The organism is Arthrobacter sp. StoSoilB5 (genome assembly GCF_019977235.1).
Lineage (GTDB): Bacteria > Actinomycetota > Actinomycetes > Actinomycetales > Micrococcaceae > Arthrobacter.
In genome coordinates, this window is record NZ_AP024646.1 from 2,742,152 (window position 1) to 2,768,379 (window position 26,228).

Here is a 26,228-nt window from a genome sequence, read left to right on the forward strand (position 1 = left end):
ATTGAGAATGAAAGCAGTCATCCTTCCCGGTGACGAGCGAGTCATCGTGGAAGAGCGGAAAATCCCTGACCTCGGCCCGCATGACGTATTGGTTCGCACCCGCGCGTCGGCCATTTGCCGCAGCGACATGAGCCTCTACCATGGCAGCCCGATTGTCGGTGGTGAAGGCGCCCGAGAAGGATCCGTGATCCCGGGACACGAAGCCGCGGGCGAAGTCGTCCGCATCGGCGATTCCGTCACCCAGGTAAAGGAAGGTGATCGCGTAGCGGGGTACCTCGCTCTGGGCTGCAACTTCTGCGAATACTGCCTCAGCGGCTACATGATGCTATGCAAGCAGTGGAAGTGTTTGGGATTCGATGTCGACGGCGGCGACGCCGACTACTTCGTCCTGCCTGAACGGAACTGCTTACATCTTCCCGATGAGCTCTCCTTCCGAGCAGGAGCAGTCATGACCGACATGCTCGGCAGCCAGTACCACGTACAAAAGCAACTTGGAGTTGCAGGCGGTAAGACCGTCGCCGTCTTCGGCATGGGTCCAATGGGATTGGCCGCGGTACTTGTTGGGAGGGCGTTCGGCGCCCGTATCATCGCCGTCGATGTCATTGCCGACCGTCTGGAACAGGCTAGCCGGCTCGGGGCAGATGTCGTCATCAACAGCGCGGCCGACGACGCCCTCCAGCGGGTCCTTGAGCTCACCCAAGGCCGTGGTGCCGAGATCTGCATCGATTGCTCCGGCAATCCGGCCGGGCAAAACTCTGCCCTGGATGCTGCGGCGAAGCTAGGAGCCGTCGCCTTCGTCGGAGAATCCCGAGCAACGGAAATCAACCCAAGCGAGCAGATCATACGCAAGCTTCTCACCGTCGTCGGGGGCTGGTACTTCCCTGCAGGTGACTGGGAAGGAATCGTTCGCCTTGTCCTTGATCACAAGGTCCCGGTTGAAAAGCTCATCAGCCACGAATTCTCCATCGACCAGGCAGAAGAAGCCTTCCAAGCCTTCGATCGTCGCGAAACCGAAAAAGCCCTCTTTATCTGGTAGTCCCAAGAAATCAGTTTCTTCGAAAGAAAAGTCTATGTTCAGATATGCTGCCGAACTGGTCCCCTTCCACGATTACGACTTGGAGGATTCGCTCCGCGTCCTCGCTGACATCGGCTTCAAAGAAGTCAACCTTTGGTCGTCAGCGGCACCGCTGGCCCATCACGTCAACCCCGGCGACGACCCGGGCACCATCCGTGGATTGCTCAATAAATACAGACTCACCCCGTGCGGACTGACCGTCTACGGCAAGACCCAAGACGAAATCCTGGAACGCGTCGATTTCGCCGCCGACCTGGGCATCGACACCCTGATCTTTGACTGTGAGGCGAACTATTCCGATTTCGTCTCCACCTTCCTGCCTCCAATCGTTGAGGCTGGAGCCCGCAGGGGTGTGCGGATAGCCGTTGAGAACCATCTCACGATGCCTTTCTCTGAGGACTTCGAATCCGGCGCCAATGAAGACAATCGGTGGCACGAAGGCGTAGACACCCTGGCCCAGATGAAGCGACTGATCCGCGACATCGACCACCCCTACCTTGGAGTATGCATTGCACCCCCGCACCTATGGGTTATGCAGGAGACCATCAGCGAGGCCATCACCTTCCTCGCCGAGCGCAAACGGCTCTTCTATTACTACATCTGGGATATAGACCGGGCCTACCGTCACGGCAGGGACGGACTCAACTTCGGCCCCGCTGAACAACAACTTCCCCGCTCCGATGGGACGCTGGACCACTACGTCATGCTGGGCACTCTGCGCCGTGTCGGATATGAAGGCGTGGCTAGCCTTAAATGCCACGGAACGGGGGGCTGGAGTTTTGAAAAGATCAGCAAACACCTCCGCGCCTCCGACGCTTACATCAAAGAATGCATGAAACGAGATTCAGCGCCCTGATTACGACCATCGGAGGCCACCAAGCACGGAGTCCATCCCAAACAAACTCTTACCAGCAGCAAACCCCAGGCAGGAGAAACAGCAGTGAAAGACAAACGGCTCGGCATAGCGGCTATCGGCTACGCCTTCATGGGGAAGGCCCATTCGAATGCGTGGCGGAACGTGGCCAGTTTCTTCGATGTCCCGGCCTTCGAGCAGAAAGTGCTCGTGGGCCGGGACGCCACCCAGGTAGCCGAGGCCGCAGCCAAGTACGGCTGGGCAGAGTCCGCCACCGACTGGCGCTCCGTAATTGAACGCGACGACATCGACATCGTGGACATCTGCGCCCCGGGGTGGATGCACGCCGAAATCGCCATCGCCGCGCTCGAAGCCGGCAAGCACGTGCTGGTGGAGAAGCCGCTGGCGAACACTCTGGGTGAGGCGGAGCTGATGACAGCGGCTGCTGCCAGGGCCCGCGCCAAGGGGGTGCAGTCGATGATCGGTTTCAACTACCGTCGCGTTCCTGCCCTGGCTCTGGCCCGGGAGCTCATTGCCGAGGGCCGGCTCGGCACTATCCGGCACGTGCGCGCCGCGTACTTGCAGGACTGGCTCTCCGACGCCGAGTCCCCGATGAGTTGGCGGCTCCGGAAGGAAACGGCCGGTTCCGGTGCCCTCGGCGACATCGCTTCCCACGCCATCGACCAAATCCAGTACCTGACCGGGCAGACCATCCTCGAGGCATCGGGGGTGCTGAAAACGTTCGTGTCTCAGCGGCCCGGTCCGGGCGGTTTAGAAAACGTCACTGTGGACGACGCGGTATGGGCAACGTTCTGGCTTACCGGTGACATGGGCGCCTCGGTCGAAGCATCCCGCGTCGCGACCGGCCAGAAGAACAGCCTTTCGATCGAGGTCTACGGCACCGCAGGTTCCCTGACGTTCGACCTGGAAAACCTGAACGAACTGAACTTCCTGGACGCGACCGCACCTGTCCGTGAGCAGGGTTTCCGCCGGATCCTGGTCAATGAACCCGAACACCCCTATATGGAAGCGTGGTGGCCGCAGGGTCACATCATCGGCTGGGAACACACCTTCACGCACCAGATCCGGGACTTCCTTTTGGCCGTCCAGACCAGGGAGGCGCCGTCACCGTCGTTCGAAGACGGGCTGCAGGTCCAACGTGTCCTGGATGCTGTGGAAGCCTCAGCCAAGAACAAAAGCATCATTACCGCCGTCGAGCACAAGTCACTCATCACTGAAGGAGCCTGACATGCCCCGCCCGTACACCCTGTTCACCGGCCAGTGGGCCGACCTCCCTTTCGAGGAAGTCGCGCGCCTAGCCTCGGGCTGGGGCTACGACGGCCTGGAAATCGCCGTCTCCGGAGACCACCTGGACGCCTGGCGCTGGGACGAACCCGGCTACATCGAGTCCAAACTCGCCGTCCTGGAAAAGTACAACCTGAAGGTCTGGGCCATCTCCAACCACCTCAAAGGCCAAGCCGTCTGCGATGACCCCATCGACTTCCGCCACGAAGCCATCGTCGGCTCCCGCGTGTGGGGCGACGGGGAGCCCGAAGGCGTCCGCCAACGCGCCGCCGAAGAAATGAAACACACCGCCCGCCTCGCCCGCGCCCTGGGTGTGGACACTGTGGTCGGGTTCACCGGCTCCTCCATCTGGCAGTACGTGGCCATGTTCCCGCCCGTCCCCGAAAAAGTCATCGACGCCGGCTACCAGGACTTCGCCGACCGGTGGAACCCCATCCTGGACGTCTTCGACGAATGCGGTGTCCGCTTCGCCCACGAAGTCCACCCCAGTGAGATCGCCTACGACTACTGGACCACCGTCCGGACCCTCGAAGCGATCGGCCACCGGCCAGCGTTCGGCCTGAACTGGGACCCCTCCCACTTCATGTGGCAGGGCATCGATCCCGTGTCCTTCATCTGGGACTTCAAGGACCGGATCTACCACGTGGACTGCAAGGACACCAAGCTCCGCCCCACCGGCCGGAACACCGTCATGGGCTCCCACCTGCCGTGGGGCGACCCGCGCCGCGGCTGGGACTTCGTCTCCGCCGGACGCGGCGACGTGCCCTGGGAATCATCCTTCCGCGCCCTCACCGCGATCGGCTACAACGGACCCATCAGCGTGGAATGGGAAGACGCCGGCATGGACCGCCTCCACGGCGCCCCCGAAGCCCTCGCCGCCCTCAAGAAGTTCGACTTCCCCGCATCCCAAACCAGCTTCGACGCAGCCTTCAGCAGCAAGGACTGATCAGTGCGGAGCGCGAAACTTTGACTGTCCGCAAGACCGGACATCCCGGGCGAGCGTCCGCCGATACGGGGAGTACCTCCGCCTCTCGGCGGCGGCGCTCGAAGTCAGACGTAAGCACGGCGTCGGGGGCCGTTCCAAACCGACCCCAAGGGGACCGCATTGCCAGCCGACCTTTACCTACCTTTGGGCCATGCCGAGTGGTCAGCGCGGTACGAATCACTTGCTCCGCTAGTCGTTGGGTCAAGCGCCATAGCTCCACTCACGATGGGGGAGCTGACCACCATCGCCCGCATCGACCCAGACCCCCTTCTGGCCACAGGGCTCAGCCTCGATTACACGGCACTTGGCGGCTCGGTGGAGCTCCGTCAACGAATCGCCGCCATAATGCCTGGCGTCATCTCAGATAACATCACCGTCACCGTTGGAGCCGGCGAAGCGCTGGCCATGGTCGCCGAAGCGGCCTGCCTTCCTGGCGCCCATGTTGTTATCGAAACTCCGGCTCCCCGAAGTGCCCTTATGGCAGCACAAAGACTAGGCGCGTCCGTCACCTTGCTCCAGGGCCCGATCACTTGGGAATTGGTCGTTAGCAGCTTACGTCCAACCACAAGGGCCGTTTTCCTGACTTCCCCGCACAGCCCGACCGGTCAAGTACTGGGTGCTGACGCCCTGACCCGGATCGCAGCGGAGTTGGCTAAGGTCGACGCGCTCCTTGTTGTTGATGAGAGCTATCGAGGACTGCCCCTGGGAATGTCACAGGTCCCTCCAGCCGTTGCCGCCCTCGTCCCCAACGGTGTATCTATAGGTAGCCTCTCCAAGGTATACGGACTTCCTGGGTTGCGCCTCGGGTGGGTAGCAGGCCCCGCCCTGTTGGTCGATGACGTGAAATCCATGCAGCGCTGGACTTCGCGGTCTCCGGCAGCCACCAGCGAAGTGATCGCCACGATCGCCTTGGACAACAGCGAGGCTCTTCTCTCCCGCGCCCGATCAATCGTGTACGACAGCTACGCCGAACTGGCCGCCATCTGCGACAGGTCACCGCTAATGCAGCTGACGGCGCCGGACGGAGGGACTACCGCCTTCCCGCAGATTGATGTTGCTGATGTGGATGCATGGTGTGGACGGGTCGCAGAGCAGTACGGGGTCCTGTTAGCGCCTGGCAACGCATGCTTCGGAATCCCGGGCCGGATCCGCATCAACCTGGGCTTACGGCCGGAGGTGAGGGCGAAGGCCTTTCCAGTTCTCGCTCAAGCCCTTAAGGGAACCCCACGCTCCGGCGTTAGGAGCCGCTGAGGTTTGACCCAAGAGGAGTCTGCTTGTCCCAGGAGCGCAGGGCTGGTATGAATCCGGTACATGCAATGCCCGGAATTTCGGCGTGGCGGTGATAGCCTTGGTGCATGGATGGGACGACGCAGCAGGGCCTGACTGACGAGCTTCCCGTCTCTGGAGCCTTGACGGCTGTGGATTCGGCGATAGTCACTGATGTAGCGAAGAGGGTGGACGTCTCAGACCGCCGCGATCTGCGCCGGCGTCTGGCTGATGGCCTCGAAGAGTGGCTATTGGAACATCGCGCGCCCCATCAACTGCTTCCTTCAGCGCGGCACTTCTCGGACGCATGGGGCGTTCATCGGGCCACCGTTCAGGGGGCCTTCGAAATCCTGGTCGACAGGGGAACCCTCGCCAGAATTGCTAATGGGCGCTTTGTCGCAAACTTCGTGGCCACAGTTCGAGAAGATGGAGCAGCAGCCCTTGCCGGGCGCCTAAGGACGACGGCCGGCCTGGCTGTCCGCGATGGGCTTTCCGAATCCGCATTCATCGAATTGGCACGGCAAATGTTCCGCGCCGCGGCTATGGCGGACATACGCGTCGTCTTTGTTGAACCCGAGGTCGAGGTTCCGGGCATGGGTGCCGAGGATCTTTCCCGCCTTCTCGACTATCCGGTTTCCAGCGAACGCCTTGAGGCCATCGAGCCCGCCCCACGAACGGTGTTCGTCGCGTTGGCGTCCGATGCCACCAAGGCCCGAGCCAGGATGGCCGGCCGCGCAGACGTCTTTGCCATCGGCCTGACACTAGAGACCGACCTCCGGCTTGCGGTGGCCGGCCTTCCCTCGGAGACAAGTGTGGCAGTTGTCTCGGAGGACCAACGGGTTTTGAGGGCCGTGATGGACAAGGTCTCAGAACTGCGATCGGACCTTTCCATCCATAGCCATACGGAAATACCACGGGAGCTCGGAGATACATCGCTCCTGCTCCTGCCCGAGGCGATGGTGGCCGACACCGGCAATCTCCCGACGGCCCGCTACCGGTGCCAAATCTCCCTTGCGGAGCTCACTTTCCTGCGGTCCCGGCTTGCAGGTTCGCTGGGGCAAGCGGCAACAGCCGAGACCACGACTGACCACACGAAGATCGAACTGCCTGCACAGTGACCTGGGTGGCGTCGTTGCTGCCGGGGGATCGGGTAAGGGTACCGGCAATGTTCAAGCCGCCAACACAACAATGTTCCAGCCACCATTTTTGTGGTGGCCGGAACATTGTTTGGTGTCAGCGCCCGGACTTTTGTCTTTTCGGGGCGGCTTCGGGGATCAACGGATGCCCACCCCGGCCTCTGCGGGAGCTGCGCGGCGTTCCAAACTCCGCAAACGAATGAGCTCCACCACCTCCGCAGCCTCTTGGGTTCCTTCGTGGATATCCCGCGGCTCAATGCAGTCCCCGATGCGGTAAACCTCCAGTTCGGGATTGATTTCCATCAGGCTCTCGTAAAGCTCAACGTTGGAAACCCGCCCACCGGTTACAACATCCTGGACGTCATTCCAGGTTTCCGGCACGCCCCGGTGTTGTAGGCGGATGAACCCATCCCCAACTTCCTCGACAGTGCGTTCCGGATGCAGGTGGACGTTCTCCAGTGCGTCGACCTGGGCAATCAACAGATTGCGTGCGGGCGCGGCCTTGTTGAGCGCGAACCCACTGTCAGGGTCCACGATGTCGATCCGGAGATCCGGCCTTGCTGTACCAAGACGTACGGCGAGAAAGCAGCTTTCGGCATCTCCGCCGATTATCACGACTCGGCCGGACCAAGCGGTGATGTCACGATCAAAGGCCGAGATGACGTTGAAGACCGGGCGGCCGCCACTGGTCGTCGCGTAGGTGTAACCGCCGCGTGCGCCCGTGGCGATGATGATCGCATCTGTGTCGTGGTCCGCCAGTGTGGCTGCGTCCAGTGTCTGGCCGAGCTTTACGTCGACATGGAGTTTTTCCATCTGCCGGGAAAGATAGCTGACGAAGTAGCCATAGTCGTGCGCGGCGAGGGCGGCCTGGTTCAGCTGACCACCAAGCACAGGCCGCGCCTCATAAAGCTCCACGCTGTTTCCTTGGCGTGCCAAGAGCCGGGCGGCGGTCATTCCGGCCGGCCCGCCGCCGATCACCGTCACGTGGCGGGGACGTTCCGTGATGCGTAGGGCCCGCGTGCGCTCAAACGTCGATTGGGGATTCACGGCGCAATGCGCCACCTTGCGGCCGAAAAATAGATTCAGGCAGGTGTGGCAGGCGATGCAGGGGACGATGTCCTCGGCCCGGTCCTGCTCGATCTTGCGTACGAAATGGGGATCCGCGTGGAAAGCACGTGTCATGGAAATGAAATCGGCCCGGCCGTCCGCCAGCACGGATTCAGCAAGGTCAGGATCGTTGAGTTTCTGCGTCACGCTGACCGGTACTGTGTCTCCAACCGCCTTCTTCAGCTGTTCGGCGATGGGTACGAAACCACCGTGTCCCCTTTCGGGGCCCTGAAAGATTTCGCTTCCCGTCTCGTAGATGCCGGCGGTGATGTCGATCAGGTTGATGCCGGCCTTTACAAGGAGCTTGCAGAAGGGAATGGTGTCGGCTGTCGTGAGGCCACCCTCCACGTATTCCTCCATGGAGATGCGGTAGCCGATGGGATAGTCCGGCCCGACGACGTTCCTGACAGCGGCGACGACCTCGAGGGCGAATCGGGCCCGGTTTTCGGCCGACCCTCCATACTTGTCAGTCCGCTTGTTACTCCAGGGAGAAAGGAACTGTTCCAGGAGATAACCGTGCGAACCGTGCAGATGGATCATGTCGACGCCGGCCTTGAGGCACCGCGCTGCGGCGTCTGCGAAGGCGCGGACAACGTCGTCGATATCGGCCTGGGTCATTTCCAGTGGAAGCGGCATGGGGTCGAAGAAGCTGCACGGTATCGCGGTTGGCGCCAAGGGCTGACGCAGCGTTGCGGTCGATGCAGACTGTCGACCCGCGAAATACAGCTCAACCGAAACTACTGCCCCTTCGTTGTGGAGCGCGTCGACGAGCCGGGTGAAGCCTGGGATAACCCGATCGTCGTGGCACCCGACCTGGAACGGATTCCCTTGGCCACGAGGGTCAACGTATGTGGACTCGACATTCACCAGGCCCGCACCGCCCCGGGCCCGTTCGACCAAGTAGTCGATGTAGCGCTGGTTCAGGGTGCCATCGCGATTAGCCATGGCCCGTTCCATCGGACCGGTGATGATGCGGTTCTTTGTCCGCATGCGGTTGATTCTGCCCTCGCGTAGCAGGTTTGGGTACGCCATAGTCCTACCTTTCTTGGATGGAGATACAAGCGGCCGAATGGCTTCGCCCGCGTCTGCCAGCGACAAGCGTGCGACCACTCTGACGCTAAAGCATGTGTACCAGTTATGTTCCAGGTTGGTCAATGGATGCTGTCATTTGCGGGTTTTCAAAAAGAAAAGTCAAAATTCCTTGACTCTCGGTACAGTGTTGGTACATTTGCTGCAGGTCGCCCCGCAATGGGTGAAACCACCGGCCCGGGCCTTCTTCTCCGGGCAGCACACCCCTCTAGATGGCCGCTTCCGTTGGAGGGCCACCAGGAAAGTGAGAAAAGCAAATGAGTAACATCGTCGTTACCGGCGGCTCCGGCCGCCTCGGACGTGAGTTCGTTGTACCGGAACTCGCGAAGGACCACTCCATCAAAGTGTTCGACGCCATTGAACCCCCGAACTCAGAATGGGATTTCCACAAGGGCGACATCCTGTCCATCGATGACCTGGCAAGCGCCTTCGAGGGCGCCGACGCCATAGTCCACCTGGCCGCTATCCCCGTTTACACCGGGCAAGGCGAAGAAGAAAAGATTTGGCGCGTGAATAGCGACGGCACGTTCAACGTCCTCGAAGCTGCGCGTCGGGCCGGTGTCCAGGACATCGTTCTGACCAGCAGCGTATGCGCCTGGGGCCCGATCTTCTGGTCCACCCCGCAGACTCCGGAATACTTCCCGATTGACGAGGAAATATCCAACCGCCCCGACGACATGTACGGGATGAGCAAGATCATCGGCGAAGTCCTCGGTTACGGGTATAGCCGCCGCTACAAGCAGCGCATCGCGTCCCTCCGCTTGGCAACGGTGGGTCTCTTCGACCAGGACTACTGGATCGACGCCGTTGCCGACATCGACAACCCGGAACATGTGCTCCCAGCCGTGGCCAACCCGGAACTACCCTCCGCGGGAGACATGACGATGACCGACTTCGTCTACCAGTATGTCGACCCGCGGGACGTTGCGCAGGCATTCCGTCTCGCACTGGAGTCAGTGCAGACGGGCCGGATCGGTAACGAAGACGTGCAGTGGGACAACTTCAACATCGGGGCCGGCGATGTCTTCTCGACCCGGGACTCGCTGGACCTCATCAGGAAGTACTACCCGGAGGCACGGGTGAACGAGGACCTGTACCGGGCGGAACCCCAGTACCCCCTCTACGACATCAGCAAGGCTCGCAATCTCCTCGGCTATGACCCCCAGTACACGTGGCGCGACTTCACGCCGCGGCCAGCCGCCGCGTCGAAGTAACCAAACAGGAGCATGCAGCTGCCCGGTCTGCCTGCTGATTCGTTCGCATAGGCGTAGATAGATGGCCGATGCAGTGGAATCAGCAGGCACCCGGACACCTGCGGCAGGGTCCGTCGCTTTCCTGCGCCGCCGCCCTCAGGGCTCCCCTCCACCTTTGCCATCCATTCGCTAGGAGCACATTCAGAATGTCGATAAAGAGCCGAATCAAAGGCGCAGCATTCGTGGCGGCCTCCGCCATGACAATTACCATGTTCGCCGGTTGTAGTGCCGGCGGTACCGGGGCTGGCACAGCAGTCGCCACCGTCGACCCGGCCATCCAGAGCAAGGTCGAAAAATGCCTCACCGAGGTAGCCCAAAAGGTCTACAACAAGGGTCCACAAGGCGAGACGGCGACGCCCGCTTCGCAACTGACATTGACGCAGGAAGAAATCGACAAAGTCAGGGCTATGAAGAAGACGGTCGCCATCGCATGGCATGTCTTTGGCAGCGACTATTCCACAGCCCAGGTAGCGGCCCTGAAAGACACGTTTAATAAGCTGGGCATCGAGGTCCTGACTACCACGGACGGCCAGTTCCAAGTCAACAAACAGACCAACGACATTCAGACGATCCTGGCACGCAAGCCGGATTTCATGGTGTCCCTTCCGGTTGACGCGCCCTCCGAGACAGGCATCTACCAGCAGGCTGCCGCAGCCGGAGTGAAGCTCGTCTTCGCGCTCAATGCGCCGCCCGAGATGAAAGCAGGCAAGGACTACCTCACGGTCGTCGGTTCCGACGATTACGGTACCGGCGTGGCCTCGGCATGCCAGTTGGTGAAAGCGGTAAACGGCAAGGGGAAGGTCGGCATTATCTACCACGCCGCCCACTACTACGCCACGCAGCAGCGGCTTGATGCGGTGCATGCAGTGTTGAAGGAATACCCCGACATCCAGGTCGTGGAGGAAAAGGGGAGCCCGGGCCCTGACTTTACCGGTCAGGGTGCAGCCGCTACGAACAGCATGCTAAGCCAGCACCCGGATCTCGACGGAATCTGGGCTGTCTGGGATACCCACGCCGAGGGCGTCATCGCAGCAGCGCGCGAGAGGGGTAAGAACGGTTCGAACTTCGCCATCACCACGATCGACCTCGGTAAGACGGTTGCCGTGAGCACAGCCAGGGACGACATGGTGAAGGGAGTCGGCGGGTCGCAGCCATACAACCAGGGCGTGGCCGAAGCGATGGCCGTTGCCTACTCGCTGCTCGGAAAAGATCTCAACCCCTACTACGCATGGAACGCACTCCCGGTTGACCGTTCCAACGTGGTGGAGCAGTGGAAACAGATCTACAACGCTGAAGCGCCGAAGGAAATCACTGACGCAGTCAACAAGAAATAGGAGGCTCGGGCGGGTTTCCGGATGCCTTTTGGGGGCCTCCGGACACCCGCCGGAACTTTCGAACCTACCCACACAACAGTTCCCAAAGGGGTGAACACGGGTGCAGGAAACAGAAACCACAGAGACTGCCGGACCGCCGGTGGCGGTGGCCATGCGCGGAATGAAGATGAGCTTCGCCGGCGTGCAGGTCCTGAAGGAAGTCGACTTCGAAGTGACTCGGGGTGAAGTCCACGCTCTTCTGGGCGAAAACGGTGCCGGCAAATCAACATTGATGAAGATCCTTGAGGGCGTTTACACTCCCGACGGCGGAGAAGTCCTTATTAACGGAAAGTCAGTGCCGCTTGAATCCGGCTTGGATGCCAAGGCAAACGGCATCACCATGGTTTTCCAGGAGTTCAGCCTCATTCCCACGTTGACGGTGGCGCAAAACATCCTTTTGGGGCGGGAGCCCCGAACCAGTCTGGGATTCATCGATGAACGCATGATGATTTCACAAGCCAGGAAAATCCTGGCCGAGCTGAACGTCGAACTGGACCCCCGCTCCGAGGTAGGGCCGCTCCCTGCCAGCTACTGGCAGATTACGGAAATTGCGAAGGCACTGTCCCAGGACGCGAACGTCCTCGTTCTGGATGAACCAACCGCATCGCTGACGAAGGATGAAACGGAGACGCTCTTCCAGCGGATCAGGATGCTGCGCGACGCCGGTATGTCAATCGTCTACATCTCGCATCGCATGGCGGAGATCTACGACATCGCCGATCGAATCACCGTGATGCGCAACGGCCGCAGGGTCCGGACCGAGGCTGTCTCCGATTACCCCGTCGGTGAAGTTATTGCTGACATGCTTGGCGAGCAAAAGAAGCAACACGGATCCACCGCGCCCGATCCGCTGGTGTCCAGTCCGGCGTCGTCCGTTCCAGCGCCGAAAGGTCCGCGACAGACCACTCCGCTCCTGCAAATCCGCGACCTGCATTGCGCCAATGGCATCAGCGGCCTTGACCTCGACGTCCGCGCTGGTGAGGTGGTCGGTCTCGCCGGGTTGATGGGCAGCGGGCGTAGCGAACTGGTGCGCGCCATATTCGGGATCGACAGGATTACAAAGGGCACCATACGGGTCCAGGGCCAGGAGGTGAAGATCCAGAACCCCCGCGACGCCATCCGGGCAGGCATTGCCCTCGTGCCCGAAGACCGTCGCATGGAGGGCTTGGTCTTGGACCATTCCGTTGAGATGAACTCCGAACTGCCCCTCATAGCGTCGGGGCGCAGGAGTTGGATCAACAAAAGCGAGACGCTCCGCTCCGCCCAGGCCGTCATCAAGCGCCTGGACGTTCGAACGTCGTCCACCGGGAAAGCCGTAGGGCTGCTTTCCGGCGGTAACCAGCAGAAGATCGTCATCGGCAAATGGCTCCTGACGGAGCCGAAAGTGTTCCTGCTCGACGAGCCCACGGCGGGGATCGACATCGGCGCCAAAAAGGAGATCATGCGGATTCTCCGTCAGTTTGCCGCATCGGGCAAAGCAGTCATCGTGATCTCGTCAGAGCTTGAAGAACTTTTGGAGGTCAGTGACCGCATCCTAGTGCTTCGAAACGGGCGCGTTGATAACGCGTATCGAGGCCATCAATTCACATCAGAAGAGGCACTCCATCGTGCCATTCAGGGAGTCTGACCATGACAACTATTCTCGAACCGGTCGACCAGTCATCGAAGAATTCGATCAAGCGGATCGTCTCGACCTTCAGCTGGCGCCAGAACCTTATTTACGTTGGCTTCGCAGTCATCTTCGTCCTCTTTTCGATCACTCTCAATGACCGTGGTTTCCTCACGTCGGACAACCTGCTCAACATCGTCCGGCAGACCTCAACCATCTCAGTCATGGCAGTCGGCGTCGTATTCGTCATAGCCGCGGCGCAGATCGATCTCTCGGTGGGCGCCACCGCGGGCCTCGCATCCGTCACGACGGCGATGACGATCAACTCTGTGGGACTGGTGCCAGGCATCGTAGCCGGCCTGGCCACGGGCGTGATCGTTGGGCTACTTAATGGCTTCTTCGTCAGCGTCGTGGGAGTCCCGTCATTCCTTGCAACACTGGGCATGCTCGGCATGGCCCAGGGTGCGGCGATGTGGATAACCGGCGCGGCGCCCCAGGCCATCAACGACCTCGACTTCACTTTCCTCTTCGGCGACAGCAACATCGGGCCTATTCCCGGGCTGCTCCTGTGGACTTTGTTGATAGTGCTGATCGGGCATTTCGGCCTTCGCCGGACGGGTTTCGGCCGCCAGGTGCTGGCCACCGGCGGCAACAGCAAAGCCGCGGCTTTCAGTGGCGTCCACACCAAGCGCGTGGTCTTCCTGGTACTGCTCTTGTCCAGCGTCCTCGCGGCACTTGCCGGAATGCTCTACGCGGGGCGGTTCCATACCGGCAGCTACAACACGGGCACCGGTGACGAATTGTCGGTTATCGCAGCCGTGATCCTGGGCGGCACGAGCCTCTTCGGCGGCCGCGCCTCCGTGGTCGGTGCACTTCTTGGGTCATTGATGATCGGCCTTCTGAACAACGGGCTGATCCTCATGGGCCTCGACAGCGCCCAGCAGCAGGTAGCCCGAGGGGCGATCATTATCCTCGCCGTCGCAGTCACCGCCCGCCGTCGGGTTTAGGCGCTCCTCCGCAATCCGCTGCAATACCAAACCCATGCACTTAAGGAGTAATCATGAGGCCAACAGTTGTTTTGTTGGGCACGCTGGACACGAAGGGTACCGAGTACGACTATTTCAGGCGGTGCCTGGCCGAAGCGGAAGTCGACGTCATCCTGGTCGACACGGGCATCCACGAGCCGCAGGGCCCTGAACCCGACGTCGATCGCAATGAAGTCTCGCGGCTGGGAGGCTCAAGCATCGCTGAGCTGATCGAGGCAAACGACAGGGCCCACGCACTGGATGTGATGTCGCTCGGCGCTTCGGCCATCTTGCGGCGTCTGCATGGCGACGGAAAGCTCGACGCCGTGGCGGGCCTGGGTGGCACTGGAGGCTCCACCCTGATCAGCCGCGCCATGCAGACCCTGCCTGTCGGCGTTCCCAAACTGCTGGTATCCACTGTTGCCTCCGGAGATACACGCCCTTACGTCGGGGACACGGACATTACCATGATGAATTCGATCGTCGATATCGCAGGCATCAACCGAATCTCCAGCAGAATAATCGCCAACGCCGCTGGAGCTGTGGCAGGCATGGCCAAGGTTGTTCCCCCCGAGGATACTAGCCAGCGGCCGGTGGTAGGGGCAACGATGTTCGGGCTCACAACACCTTGCGTAACGACTGCCAGGCAGTACCTGGAAGAACGCGGCTACGAGGTGATCGTTTTCCACGCCACGGGTTCCGGTGGACGCGCCTTGGAGAACCTTGTCGACGCCGGCATGGTCGACGCGATGCTCGACATCACCACCACTGAACTTGCCGACAACCTTGTTGGGGGCGTCTTCTCGGCGGGTCCGGAGCGCCTGACCGCCGCCGCACGGGCGGGAATCCCGCAGGTCGTGTCCGTTGGGGCCATCGACATGGTGAACTTCGGGGCGGCCTCAACGGTGCCGCAAAAGTTCGAGAACCGCACCTTCCATCGCCACAACGACACTGTCACGCTCATGCGGACAACAGGCGAAGAGTGCGATCAGCTCGGGCGGGAAATTGCCGTGAAGCTGAACGCCGCCAAGGGGCCCGTGGCCCTCTACCTGCCGTTGAAGGGCACGTCCGGCATCGCAACCGAAGGCAAGACATTCCACGATCCCGCCGCGGACGCCCGGTTGTGGACCGCCATCCAGGAAAACAGCGGAGACGGGATCGAGATCCACGCCCATGACTGTGACATCAACGAACCCGGGTTCGGCCTAGCCATGGCCACCCGCCTGCACAACATGTACACCGATATCCACAACGAAGCCGATCACGATAGGACAATCACGCCATGACACGACACCCACTAGTCCAGCGACTCCAGGACGAGATCGCAGCCAACCGCGTCATTGTTGGCGCCGGTGCGGGAACCGGGCTCTCAGCCAAGTGCGCGGAAGCCGGCGGAGCCGACCTCATCATCATCTACAACTCCGGTCGTTACCGGATGGCCGGGCGTGGGTCCCTCGCAGGACTGCTTTCCTACGGTGACGCCAACGCAGTGGTGGTCGACATGGCCCGTGAGGTCCTCACTATCGTGAAGGATGTCCCCGTCCTGGCCGGCGTATGTGGCACTGATCCGTTCCGGAACATGAACGTTTTTCTGCGCGAACTGCAGGGACTGGGGTTCGCCGGCGTTCAGAACTTCCCGACGGTGGGACTCATCGACGGGACCTTCCGGCAGAACCTCGAGGAAACAGGAATGAGCTATAGCCTCGAAGTCGAGATGATCCGCCAGGCCAGCAGCCTGGGACTGCTGACGTCGCCCTACGTCTTCTCCGCCGAGGACGCCCGCGCCATGGCCGAAGCGGGCGCGGACATCCTCGTGGCACACATGGGGCTGACAACCTCGGGGACCATCGGTGCCCGGACGGCAAAAAGCCTTGACGAATGTGTCGCAGAGGTCCAGGCCATTGCCGATGCAGGTCACGCGATAAATCCGGAAGTCATCGTCCTCTGCCACGGCGGGCCAATCGCTGACGCAGACGACGTGGCGTACGTCCTGGACCGTACAAGCGGCGTGGTGGGGTTCTTCGGAGCCTCGAGCGTGGAGCGCCTGCCTACGGAAACGGCAATGACACAACACATGCGCAAGCTAAAGGCCACGTCATTCGAGCGCGCCGCCGTTTAGGTTCCGGCCGTCCCGGGGCGCGGGGGAAGGGACAGCGAAGACGCCAGCCGGGCCGGCATACCCGGCCGGGGAGAGCAGAGGGGCCGGGCGAATGAATCAGGAACAGTGCCAGGCTTGCCGGGCACCGGTCTGGTACGCCCAGCATGAACTCACGAGGAAGACAGTGAGGCTGGACCGTGATCCGAAACCGGGCGGCACCTACGTCGTCGTTAGGGATATGCAGGGACGTCTGGTGGTGCGGAGCGTCTACGGTCATTCGGCAACCGGGGATGCCCAGCACTTGTTCACCGCGCATTCCTGCGGCGCCGGGTCGGGCACAGGCAGCTTCGAACACTTCGTGGTCCTGCCGGATTGAAACCGGGATCCAAGGAGCCCAAATCAAAGGGGATTGAATTGCAAAGCGATATTCGGCGTCCGTTTGGCCACTCGGCTTGGGCGGCGCCCTACCAATCCGTTGCCCCGCTCGTGCTTGGCTCCAGCGTCGTCGCACCCTTGGAGCTCAGCGAACTGGCGGCAATCGCCGGCTTGGCTGTCACGGACCTGGCCCCGCCGGGATTGCTGTTTGAATACGGTCCACCAGGCGGTTCCTTGGAGCTCCGGGAGCAAATAGCCTCCGCCATGCCGGGGCTTGTCGCGGACAACGTGACAGTCACTGCCGGGGCCGGGGACGCACTGGCGATGGTCGCCGAGCTCCTCTGCCATCCGGACGCTCACGTGATCATCGAAATCCCCACGCATGAGAGTGCCTTGATGACTGCGCAGAGGCGGGGTTGCGCTGTCTCCCTGCTAAGGGCCCCAGTGACCGCGGAGTCGATTAGCGAACATGTGCGTTCGTCGACCACCGCGGTGTTCCTGAGTTCCCCACATAATCCCACCGGCCAAGTTCTGACCGCGGGCATGCTGACAGAGATCGCCACCAAGCTCGCCAGCGTCGGCGCGCTTCTAGTCGTTGACGAGGTCTACCGCGGTTTGCCACTGGGGGTCCAGGAGGTACCGCCGGCTGTTGCCGCTTTGGTGCCCAACGGTGTCTCGATCGGAAGCCTTTCCAAGGTTTATGGTCTTCCGGGACTCCGTTTGGGCTGGGCAGCCGGGCCAATGATGGTTGTTGACGACCTGCGCTCAATCCAGCGCTGGACGTCCCGGTCGCCCGCCGTGACCAGCGAGGTGATCGGGAAGGTAGCACTGGACAACAGCGAAGGACTGCTGTCCCGGGCCAAATCATTGGTCTACGACAGTTACGTCGAACTCGCGGCACTGTGCGACAGGGTGCCCGGAATTCGGCTCACGGTGCCCGACGGCGGCACCACCGTTTTTCCCGAAGTGGACGTTCCTGACGTGGATGTGTGGTGCGGCAGCATAGCGGAGGAGTTTGGCCTCCTGGTGGCGCCGGGGAATGCGTGCTTCGGTGTCCCCGGGCGGGTGCGGATCAACCTCGGTCTCCGTCCGGAAACAAGGGCAGAGGCGTTTCCCTTGCTGGCGCAGGCGCTCATGAAGCTTCATCGAGAGGCAGCCACCAGCGGGTTGGCAGGGCAAGGATGAGCTAGCTACGGGTGCCGGGGGCCACTAGCCAGCTCGTCCCCACGTTTCGCGTTGGACTGGCGTGAGAAGATTTGTTCCCACACTGTGATGGCCTGCAGCGCGCGCTCAAGCTGTGTTCTGTTTCGGGACATCCCACTGGTAGCGGGCGAAGACCTCCCGGCTGCCTGACTTTTCGACCATTTCCCGGGGCCATGGCCCCTCGGCTGAAAGCCAAATGATCGAGTTGTCGGGCATCACGGAGTCCACGATGCCGCTTCTGACAAAGTGTCCGGCCTGGCGGATTTCCACATGTTGGCCCAAGAGTCGGCCCCAGTCCGGTTGTGGGTGCAAGTCCACGGTTTGGCTCCTCTTTTCTTCAAGGGCTCTGGCTGCACGAGCAGCATCAAAAAAGCGGAGGCGGGGCACCGAAACGTTGCGATAGATGTGATGATCCGGGTGATCATCCGGTGCCCCACCACCAGTTCAGGGGCTCGACGGCGGCATTAGAGTGAGCGTTGCTCCGCACCGTTGTATGCGCTCAGGGGTCGGATGAGGGAGTTCGATGCCAGTTGTTCCATGATGTGGGCTGTCCAGCCGGTGATGCGGCTGGCGACGAACAAGGGGGTGAAGGTCTGGGTGTCGAAGCCCATGAGGTGGTATGTGGGCCCGGCGGGGTAGTCGAGGTTGGGTTTGATGGCCTTGGCCTCGTCCATGGCCTGTTCGAGGCCGTTGTAGAGGCCCAGGAGTTCGGGTCGTCCGTAGTGGGCGATCATTTTGTCCAGTGCGGCTTTCATGGTGGGCACGCGGGAGTCGCCGTGCTTGTAGACGCGGTGTCCGAAGCCCATGACTTTTTTCTTTTTCGCCAGGGCGTCTTCCATCCAGGCACGGGCCCGGACCGCGGCTTCATCGAGGGATTCTTCGCTGCGGATGCCGATCTCGTCGAAGGTGTGCATGACGGCTTCGTTGGCGCCGCCGTGCAGTGGGCCTTTGAGGGCGCCGATGGCAGCGGTCACAGCCGAGTGCAGGTCAGAGAGCGTGGAGGTGACCACGCGGGCCGTGAAGGTGGAGGCGTTGAAGGAGTGTTCCGCGTAGAGGATCATCGAGACGTTGAACGCCGCAACTACCTCGTGCACAGGTTCTTCGCCGAATGTCATCCAGAGGAAGTTCGCGGAGTAGTCCAGGTCTTCCCGCGGTTCGACCACGTCCTGGCCGCGCCGGCGGCGCTGGTCGTAGGCGACTACCGCGGGCATCGCAGCCCAGAGGTCGATTGCCTTCTTCATGTTGGCTTCTGGTGAGGAATCCTCAGCCAGCTCATGCCGGGCTCCCATTACCGAAGCTGCGGTACGGCAAACATCCATGGGGTGGGAGGTGGCGGGCAAGCCATCGATGACGTCCTTTACGGCTGGGGCCAGCGCGCGATGGGCGCGTTCCACAGCAACGAGCGCCGCGAGTTCTTCATCGCTTGGCAGTTCCCCGTTCCATAGCAGGTAGGCGACCTCTTCAAAGCTGCACTTGGCGGCCAGTTCCTGGACCGGGTATCCCCGGTACAGCAGGGAGTTGGTGTCCGGGTTGACCTTTGAGACCGCGGTGTAGTCCACCACGACGCCGGCAAGGCCCCTGCGGATGTCTGATTCAGGCATGTTTGAACTCCTTCGTTCTGTGTTGAATGCGTTACCGGACGCCCGGTACTGCGAAGTTGAAGACGCCGGTATCGAATTGGTTGTAGGCCTCGTAATCCACGAGTTCGTAGAGGCGTGCCCGTGTGAGCATCTGGGGAACCCGAACCTCTTGGGTGCCCAAGCTTTTCAAGGTATTCAAGACCTCCGCTGCGGCCCCCATGGCGCTGCGGAGCAGGGTGACGGGGTAGATGACCATGTTCACGCCGACGCCTTGGAGTTGGTGCACGGTGAAGAGGTCGCTTTTGCCGAATTCGGTCATGTTGGCCAGGATGGGCACGTCGACGGCGTCGCGGATGGCTTGGAATTCGTCCAGGGTGGCCATGGCTTCGGGGAAGATGGCGTCGGCGCCGGCGTCGACGAGGGCTTTGGCGCGGTTCTGGGCGGCGTGGATTCCTTCGACGGCGCGGATGTCGGTGCGGGCCATGATGAGGAAGTTCGGGTCCCGGCGGGAGTCTGCTGCAGCGCGGATGCGTTTGGTGGCGGTGTCGAGGTCGACGACGTTTTTGCCGTCGAGGTGCCCGCAGCGTTTGGGGTTGAATTGGTCTTCGATGTGGCAGCCGGCCAGGCCCGCGTTTTCGAGTTCCTGGATGGTGCGGGCTACGTTCATGGGTTCACCGAAGCCGGTGTCTGCGTCCACGAGTGAGGGCAGGTCGGTCATGCGGGCGATCTGCCCGGCGCGGGTGGCGACTTCGGTGAGGGTGGTCAGGCCGATGTCGGGCAGGCCGAGGTCGTTGGCGAGGACGGCGCCGGAGATGTAGACCCCGGCGAAGCCTTTTTCCTCGATGAGCCGGGCGGAGAGCGGGTTGAACGCGCCGGGGAATTGCTGCACGGTCCCGGAGTTCAGCAGTTCGCGGAGTTTGAGGCGTTTCTGTTCGGGTGTGGTTGTGGAGTACAGCATTTAGAACAGTCCCTTCGGAGCTGCTTCGAGGTTGATGACGCCGGGTGCTGCGGTGATGTTCAGCTGGTCCAGCTCGCCTGCAGCGAGTTCGGGGAGGCGTTCGACGGCGGTGAGGAACCGTTCGATTTCGGCTTCCTCCACCAACCCGGCAGCAAGCGTGCGGAACTTGTTGATGTATTGCTCGCGGGCGAACGGCCGGGCACCGAGCGGGTGCGCGTCGGCCACGGCGATCTCGTCCGTGACAACCGACCCGTCCGTGAGTGTGATGACAACAGTGCCGCCGAAGGCTTTTTCGGCGATGTCCAGGGAGTGGTAGCGGCGGGTCCATTCCGGGTCTTCGACGGTGGTGACTTTGTGCCAGAGTTCCACGGTGTCCGGGCGGGCGGCGCGTTCGGGGGCGTAGGAGTCTACGTGGTGCCAGGACCCGTCCTGCAGGGCGACGGTGAAGATGTAGGGGATGGAGTGGTCCAGGGTTTCCCGGGACGCGGTGGGGGAGTATTTTTGGGGGTCGTTCGCGCCGGAGCCGATGACGTAGTGGGTGTGGTGGCTGGTCTTGATCAGGACCGAGGCCACGTTGGCCGGGTCGGTGGTTTCGGGGTGTTCGTTGTGGAGTTTGCGGGCGAGGTCGATCCAGGCCTGGGCCTGGTATTCGGCGGAGTGTTCCTTGGTGTAGGTGTCCAGGATGGCGCGCTTGGCTTCGCCGGGCAGCGGCAGGGGCACTTCGTAGGAGGCGTCGGGTCCATCGAGCATCCAGGCGATCACGCCGTCTTCGCCTTCGTAGATCGGCACGGGGGAGGTCTGCCCGCGCATGGAACGGTCCACGGCTTCGATGGCCATCTTCCCGGCGAAGGCCGGGGCGTGGGCTTTCCAGGTGGAGATTTCGCCCTTGCGGGACTGGCGGGTGGCGGTGGTGGTGTGCAGGGCCTGGCCTATGGACTGGAAGATCGTCTCAACGTCCAGGCCAAGGAGCGTGCCGATGCCGGCGGCGGCGGAGGGGCCCAGGTGGGCGACGTGGTCGATCTTGTGCTTGTGCAGGCAGATGGCCTTGACCAGGTTCACCTGGATTTCATACCCGGTGGCGATGGCACGGACCAGGTCCTTGCCGTTGGAACCGACGTGCTGCGCGACGGCGAGGATCGGCGGGATGTTGTCCCCGGGGTGGGAGTAGTCCGCGGCCAGGAACGTGTCGTGGTAGTCCAGTTCGCGCACGGCAACACCGTTGGCCCAGGCTCCCCACTCAGGGGAGACCCGGTCGGTGATGCCGAAAACGTGGGCGCCCTTGCCGTTCGCGGACGGGGCGTGGGTCAGGGCCTGGGCGCGGGCTGCGATGATCGGTGCACGGTTCAACGACGCGATCGCTACCGAGGCGTTGTCGATGATGCGGTTGATCACCATGTCCGTCACCTCGGCGGTGACCTCGACAGGGTCGGCGGCGACCACGGCGATCTTGTGCGCCAGTTGCTCCTCACGCGGGAGGTTCTCTTCGGACTTGTAGACACGGACGTGGTTGTTCTTGACCATGGTGCTCCTTCTGGTGGGACGGTTCAGTGCGCCCAGCGGGCGGCTTTGACGTGGGTGAGGCTGCGGTGCAAATGAAGTGTGGTGGCGGCCTCGGCCAGCCTGGGATTCCCGGCGGCGATGGCCTCGGCAATGGCCGCATGCTCCGCGGCAGCAGCGTGGAGCCTGGCAGTGTCGTCCGCTGCCAGCCGGCGGACCCGGACCAAATGGACGCGCAGGCTCCGCATGGCCTGGGCAAGGTAGGAGTTGGAGACCGCAGCATCGATGGCCTCATCCAGCCGTCCCACCAACGCGTAATACTCGTGACGGGCAGGATCCTTCTCGCTGAGCATCTCCGGCGCCTGCAGAAGCTGCGCATGCAGCTCGGCGAAAACGGCCGGCTCTCCCCGCTCAGCGGCCAGGGCCGCAGCCCTCACCTCCAGCGTTTCGCGCAACTCGAACAATTCATCAATGCTCTCCAGCGAAATATCGGTCACGACGACGCCACGGCCGCCGGCCGCCGTCGTCAATCCCTCAGCACTCAACCGGCCCAACGCCTCCCGCACCGGCGTCCGGGACACCCCCAGCCGCTCGGACTGTTCCACCTCGGCAAGGACGGTTCCTGGCCTCAGGCGCCACTCAATGATGTCTTCACGGAGAGCCGCATAGGCCCGATCACTGGCGCGCACGCAACCAATGTATACACAGGTGCTGCATTATGGCAATCGACACGACTATTTGCAGGTTTTTGTATACATTGGGGTGATGTTCGTGAATACCTCCTTCGGGAGGTAGTTGGATGTCCTCGCTTCTCGCTAAGGTGCTCTGCATCACACTGTGAGAAAACGAGCCGGACATCAAAGGAGATTCCCATGAGCTCAGCTTCATCCCTTGCATTTTCACCGCCGCACAGCCGCAAGACGCTTAGGAAAGTAGCGTTCGCCAGTGCGGCCGGCACCACCATCGAGTTCTACGACTTTTTCATCTACGGAACTGCAGCGGCGTTGGTCTTTCCGGTAGTCTTCTTTCCCGCCTTAGGTGCCGCCGCCGGAACCGTCGCATCTTTCGGCACCTTTGCCGTCGCGTTCATCGCGCGGCCGGTGGGGGCGATCATCTTCGGACACTACGGAGACAGGATCGGACGCAAAAAGACGCTGATCACAACCCTGCTCATGATGGGAATCGCCACGGTGCTGATCGGCCTGATCCCGGATGCCAGCACCATCGGCATTGCAGCACCGATCCTGCTGGTGGTCCTTCGATTCGTACAGGGCTTGGCTGTCGGCGGGGAATGGGCGGGGGCCACCCTGCTGACAGCCGAATACGCGCCACAAGGCAGGCGAGGAATGTTCGGCTCTTTCCCGCAGCTAGGTCCATCGGTGGCTTTCGCATTGGCCAGTGGCACGTTTCTGGTTACCAGCCTCACCCTGGGCGATAAGTCCGAGGCATTTATCACCATTGGCTGGCGGGTGCCCTTTATTCTCAGCGCCGTCCTGGTTCTGGTGGGCTTCTGGGTGCGGACCAGCATCGAGGAAACCCCGGTATTCAGGAATGCCAGCCGCCCCGCAACGACTGCCAAGCTGCCCATCGTGGAATCCATCAAGGGCCAGCCCAAGGAAATCCTCTTGGCCGGCGGTTCCCTGACACTGCTGTTTGCCCTCTTCTATATCGGAACGGCGTTCCTGACCAGCTACGCCACAAGTCCCACCGGCATGCAGTTGAGCCGTCCGGTTGTCCTTACCACTGGAATCATCGCATCAGTCTTCGTTGCCGCCGCCACGATGGCCTCCGGCATCCTTTCCGATCGATTCGGTCGCAAGAAGGTCATCGCAGCGTCCTGCATTTTCGCTGTGCCATGGTCCCTGGTGCTGTTCCCATTGCTGAACACGGGCACTGTTCTGGCCTTCGGCATTGGCCTCACCGTCACTCTTGTGATTTTCGCGATCGCCTACGGCCCGGCAGGTGCGCTCCTTCCCGAGCTGTTTGAGACCAAGTACCGCTACACCGGTGCCGGCATGGGCTACAACCTCGCCGGCGTCCTGGGCGGTGGAATTGTTCCGCTCGTCGCGGCGCAGCTGATTACCAGCACAGGAGGCTGGGGCATCGGCGTCCTGCTCGCCGCGATTGGCGTGTTCAGCATCGCTTGCACCATGGCCCTGCCCAACAAGGAAAAGACGGGACTTGAAGAACGTCCCGGTGGAACCCTGACGGAAGACCGTACTACGGTGGCATAGAAACCCCACTGGACGACGCGGGGCCGCCGACACGTCGGCGGCCCCGCACTCGTTGATGCTCGGTGTTCCATGGAGCCCCAGGAACCAAAGGGCCCGCACAAGGGCAGAGACAGGAATGTCCTCCCGGGAATCCGGGAGGACATGGACAGCGGTTTCAGCGGTCAACTACGGCAGCAGGCCGAGCCTTCGTGCCGCCGACACCGCTTCGAGCCGGTTATGCACCGAAAGCTTGGCCATGGCGTTTTGAAGGTAACTCTTCACGGTGACAGGCCTCAGACTCAGCCTGTCTGCGGTTTCGGCATAGGAGCAGCCCAGGGCAATCTGAGCCAGCACATCCAGTTCCCGTGGTGCGAGCCGGACATGGGGCTCCTTCCCGCTGGCGGGGGACGGGGCCAGGCGCGCGCCGATGCCATCGAGCTGCTGGGCGAGTTCTACATCTGTGACGATGCTGGCAAGTGACCGCAACTCGGCGTGTGCCTGCCGGACTTCCTCCAGCCAGTTGAGGTCGTACGCCAAGGCTGGTTCGGCCTGGACATGCTTCATGACGGAAACTCGCCGGTCCACCTCATCCCTGATCCGGAGTTCCGAAGCTATTGCCGTGGCCGCAGCCATTGCATTCTCCATGGCGCGCTCACCGAGGGGGACGTTCTCCCGACTTCCGACGTACAGGACGGAGCGCGGCTCGCCCCGTACTAGAACGGGGACCGCAGTCAGCGACCTAATGCGCTCGTTTTTCACCGCAGCATCGTATTCGTGGGTAATCCGGTCGGAACCGATGTAGTCCGTCACCAGACAGGGTTGGCGCTGACTGACTACCCAGCCACCCAGACCAGTGCCAGGAAAAACACTGACGTTGCGCAGGCTAGCTGTGGTCGTCCCGATGAAATCCGAGAGCTGGAGGCTGTCGCGGGCCACCATTCCACTGAACAACACTGCCGGGCGGAACCGTTGGGCCAGTTCGCGCATCGCGGCGCGGAGCAACTCGCGGTCATCGGGGCGGTAGTAGTCGTTAGGCTGCATGAACGTACCCGCTACTGGTGAAGGAAGCTCGGCGGACGCTTCTCAATAAAGGCGAGAGCTTGGATATAGCGGTTGCTGTCTCCAGAGCGTGCGACATGAGTTCCGCCGCTGGCAGAACCTGGCTCACCAAACCTGAACGTTCAGCTTCTTCTGCCCAATCATAAGATCAGTCAGTAGCATGTCCATTCCCTTGGACTTGCCGACAGCCCTGTTTTTGTAGTCCGTCATGAGGCGTCCGTCGCAGTAACCGTAGGCTGACCGGCGAAGTCTGATTCGTCCGCTTTTGCCCTCATGGCGTTGATGATCGCAGAAAAGTCCTGTTCTGCACCGCCGCCGTCGGAAAACGCGCGATACATATCGGCAGCCCTTCCCCCAAGTCCAACGTCCTGCAGGCCGGCGTAAGCCTGCGCGTCGGCTGCCAAGTCCAGGTCTTTGGCCATGAGGGCACTCGCGAAACCGGGACGGAAATCGTGGTTCGCCGGGCTGGCAGGCACAGGACCTGGTACGGGGCAGTTGGAGGTCAGCGCCCAGCACTGACCGGACGCATTTGCCATCACATCGAACAGTGCGTCGTTGCCAACCCCAAGTTGCTCGCCCAAGACAAAGGCTTCACTGACGGCGATCATGGTGATGCCCAAAATCATGTTGTTGCAAATCTTGGCTGCTTGGCCGGCTCCGGGCCCGCCGCAGTACACCTTCCGTTTGCCCATAGTGTCGAGCAGCGGGCCCGCTTGGGCAAAGTCAGCGTCAAGTCCTCCAACCATGAACGTCAATGTGCCGGCAGTGGCGCCGGCAACCCCACCGGAAACAGGAGCCTCCAAGCACCTTTGGCCCGCCGAAGCCGCCAACTCGTGTGCGGCCAGGGAATCTCCCACCGCAATGGTGGAACAGTCAATAAAGAGGGTTCCTGGGGAGGCTGCCGACAACAGCCCCCTGGAATCATCCGTTCCTTTGTAAAGTTCCAGAACGTGGCGGCCTGCTGGGAGCATCGTGATAACCACATCGGCAGCGTCAACGGCCGATACCGCGGACTCAGCAATCTTGATTCCGTGGGTGCGGGCCTGATCGAGGGAAGAAGCTGCCAGGTCAAACCCAGTTACCTCATACCCGGCATTTGCGAGATTGGCTGCCATTGGACCACCCATGTGGCCCAGTCCGATAAAGGCGATTCGTGTTGTCATGAGTTT

At 61.8% G+C, this 26,228-nt stretch carries 23 protein-coding genes; 15 read left to right on the top strand and 8 right to left on the bottom strand.

Annotated features, from left to right (window positions below; genetic code table 11):
• Positions 1-7: 7 nt before the first annotated feature.
• The 6 genes from LDN75_RS12320 to LDN75_RS12345 all read left to right on the top strand — a co-directional run bounded on the left by LDN75_RS12320 (position 8) and on the right by LDN75_RS12345 (position 6,602).
• On the top strand, positions 8-1,036 hold the full coding sequence (locus tag LDN75_RS12320; RefSeq protein ID WP_223932587.1) for an alcohol dehydrogenase catalytic domain-containing protein: 1,029 nt from the start codon (positions 8-10) through the stop codon (positions 1,034-1,036).
• 34 nt (positions 1,037-1,070) lie between these two features.
• Positions 1,071-1,931, top strand: coding sequence for a TIM barrel protein (locus tag LDN75_RS12325; RefSeq protein ID WP_223932588.1), 861 nt, complete (start codon positions 1,071-1,073; stop codon positions 1,929-1,931).
• A 129-nt stretch (positions 1,932-2,060) separates the two neighbouring features.
• Entirely contained in the window at positions 2,061-3,176 is a 1,116-nt protein-coding gene (locus LDN75_RS12330) for a Gfo/Idh/MocA family oxidoreductase (RefSeq protein ID WP_263422393.1), read from the top strand.
• A 1-nt stretch (position 3,177) separates the two neighbouring features.
• The gene (locus LDN75_RS12335) at positions 3,178-4,179 is read left to right on the top strand and encodes a sugar phosphate isomerase/epimerase family protein (protein ID WP_223932590.1); all 1,002 of its coding nucleotides are present in this window, start codon (positions 3,178-3,180) and stop codon (positions 4,177-4,179) included.
• Positions 4,180-4,338: 159 nt separating this feature from the next.
• Positions 4,339-5,469 (top strand): aminotransferase class I/II-fold pyridoxal phosphate-dependent enzyme, encoded by a 1,131-nt coding sequence (locus LDN75_RS12340; protein ID WP_223932591.1) that lies wholly within the window; start codon positions 4,339-4,341, stop codon positions 5,467-5,469.
• A gap of 104 nt (positions 5,470-5,573) precedes the next feature.
• Positions 5,574-6,602 (top strand): GntR family transcriptional regulator, encoded by a 1,029-nt coding sequence (locus LDN75_RS12345; RefSeq protein ID WP_223932592.1) that lies wholly within the window; start codon positions 5,574-5,576, stop codon positions 6,600-6,602.
• A 156-nt stretch (positions 6,603-6,758) separates the two neighbouring features.
• Here LDN75_RS12345 and LDN75_RS12350 read toward each other — a convergent pair whose 3' ends face one another.
• Positions 6,759-8,759: an NADH:flavin oxidoreductase gene (locus LDN75_RS12350; protein WP_223932593.1), complete on the bottom strand. Its 2,001-nt coding sequence runs from the start codon at positions 8,757-8,759 to the stop codon at positions 6,759-6,761.
• Between the two features lie 314 nt (positions 8,760-9,073).
• Between LDN75_RS12350 and LDN75_RS12355 the strand changes: the two genes are divergently transcribed.
• The 8 genes from LDN75_RS12355 to LDN75_RS12390 all read left to right on the top strand — a co-directional run bounded on the left by LDN75_RS12355 (position 9,074) and on the right by LDN75_RS12390 (position 17,734).
• Positions 9,074-10,030 (top strand): NAD(P)-dependent oxidoreductase, encoded by a 957-nt coding sequence (locus tag LDN75_RS12355; RefSeq protein ID WP_223932594.1) that lies wholly within the window; start codon positions 9,074-9,076, stop codon positions 10,028-10,030.
• Positions 10,031-10,215: 185 nt separating this feature from the next.
• Entirely contained in the window at positions 10,216-11,403 is a 1,188-nt protein-coding gene (locus tag LDN75_RS12360) for a substrate-binding domain-containing protein (protein WP_223932595.1), read from the top strand.
• 100 nt (positions 11,404-11,503) lie between these two features.
• A complete protein-coding gene (locus tag LDN75_RS12365; protein ID WP_223932596.1) occupies positions 11,504-13,069 on the top strand; it encodes a sugar ABC transporter ATP-binding protein in 1,566 nt (521 codons plus the stop codon).
• 2 nt (positions 13,070-13,071) lie between these two features.
• Positions 13,072-14,058 carry an ABC transporter permease gene (locus LDN75_RS12370; RefSeq protein WP_223932597.1) on the top strand — a complete coding sequence of 329 codons (987 nt, stop codon included), beginning with the start codon at positions 13,072-13,074 and terminating at the stop codon, positions 14,056-14,058.
• Between the two features lie 53 nt (positions 14,059-14,111).
• On the top strand, positions 14,112-15,362 hold the full coding sequence (locus LDN75_RS12375; RefSeq protein WP_223932598.1) for a Tm-1-like ATP-binding domain-containing protein: 1,251 nt from the start codon (positions 14,112-14,114) through the stop codon (positions 15,360-15,362).
• On the top strand, positions 15,359-16,195 hold the full coding sequence (locus LDN75_RS12380) for a phosphoenolpyruvate hydrolase family protein (RefSeq protein WP_223932599.1): 837 nt from the start codon (positions 15,359-15,361) through the stop codon (positions 16,193-16,195). Before LDN75_RS12375 ends, LDN75_RS12380 begins: the two co-directional genes overlap by 4 nt.
• Before the next feature lie 91 nt (positions 16,196-16,286).
• Positions 16,287-16,550, top strand: coding sequence for a hypothetical protein (locus LDN75_RS12385; protein WP_223932600.1), 264 nt, complete (start codon positions 16,287-16,289; stop codon positions 16,548-16,550).
• Positions 16,551-16,588: 38 nt separating this feature from the next.
• A complete protein-coding gene (locus tag LDN75_RS12390) occupies positions 16,589-17,734 on the top strand; it encodes a pyridoxal phosphate-dependent aminotransferase (protein ID WP_223932601.1) in 1,146 nt (381 codons plus the stop codon).
• Between the two features lie 105 nt (positions 17,735-17,839).
• Here LDN75_RS12390 and LDN75_RS12395 read toward each other — a convergent pair whose 3' ends face one another.
• The 5 genes from LDN75_RS12395 to LDN75_RS12415 form a co-directional block, all read right to left on the bottom strand.
• The gene (locus tag LDN75_RS12395; protein ID WP_223932602.1) at positions 17,840-18,070 is read right to left on the bottom strand and encodes a hypothetical protein; all 231 of its coding nucleotides are present in this window, start codon (positions 18,068-18,070) and stop codon (positions 17,840-17,842) included.
• Positions 18,071-18,216: 146 nt separating this feature from the next.
• Positions 18,217-19,353: a bifunctional 2-methylcitrate synthase/citrate synthase gene (locus LDN75_RS12400; protein ID WP_223932603.1), complete on the bottom strand. Its 1,137-nt coding sequence runs from the start codon at positions 19,351-19,353 to the stop codon at positions 18,217-18,219.
• Positions 19,354-19,384: 31 nt separating this feature from the next.
• A complete protein-coding gene (prpB, locus tag LDN75_RS12405; protein ID WP_223932604.1) occupies positions 19,385-20,290 on the bottom strand; it encodes a methylisocitrate lyase in 906 nt (301 codons plus the stop codon).
• On the bottom strand, positions 20,291-21,811 hold the full coding sequence (locus LDN75_RS12410; protein WP_223932605.1) for an MmgE/PrpD family protein: 1,521 nt from the start codon (positions 21,809-21,811) through the stop codon (positions 20,291-20,293). It abuts the gene before it with no gap.
• Positions 21,812-21,834: 23 nt separating this feature from the next.
• On the bottom strand, positions 21,835-22,476 hold the full coding sequence (locus tag LDN75_RS12415) for a GntR family transcriptional regulator (RefSeq protein ID WP_223932606.1): 642 nt from the start codon (positions 22,474-22,476) through the stop codon (positions 21,835-21,837).
• Positions 22,477-22,659: 183 nt separating this feature from the next.
• On the opposite strand from LDN75_RS12415, the gene LDN75_RS12420 reads away from it, so the two are divergent.
• Positions 22,660-24,021, top strand: a complete 1,362-nt coding sequence (locus LDN75_RS12420) for an MFS transporter (RefSeq protein WP_223932607.1) — start codon at positions 22,660-22,662, stop codon at positions 24,019-24,021.
• Positions 24,022-24,186: 165 nt separating this feature from the next.
• On the opposite strand, the gene LDN75_RS12425 is transcribed toward LDN75_RS12420, so the two are convergent.
• Positions 24,187-25,041 carry a LuxR C-terminal-related transcriptional regulator gene (locus LDN75_RS12425; protein ID WP_223932608.1) on the bottom strand — a complete coding sequence of 285 codons (855 nt, stop codon included), beginning with the start codon at positions 25,039-25,041 and terminating at the stop codon, positions 24,187-24,189.
• Positions 25,042-25,265: 224 nt separating this feature from the next.
• Positions 25,266-26,222: a 3-hydroxyisobutyrate dehydrogenase gene (gene mmsB / locus LDN75_RS12430; RefSeq protein ID WP_223932609.1), complete on the bottom strand. Its 957-nt coding sequence runs from the start codon at positions 26,220-26,222 to the stop codon at positions 25,266-25,268.
• Positions 26,223-26,228: the final 6 nt, after the last annotated feature.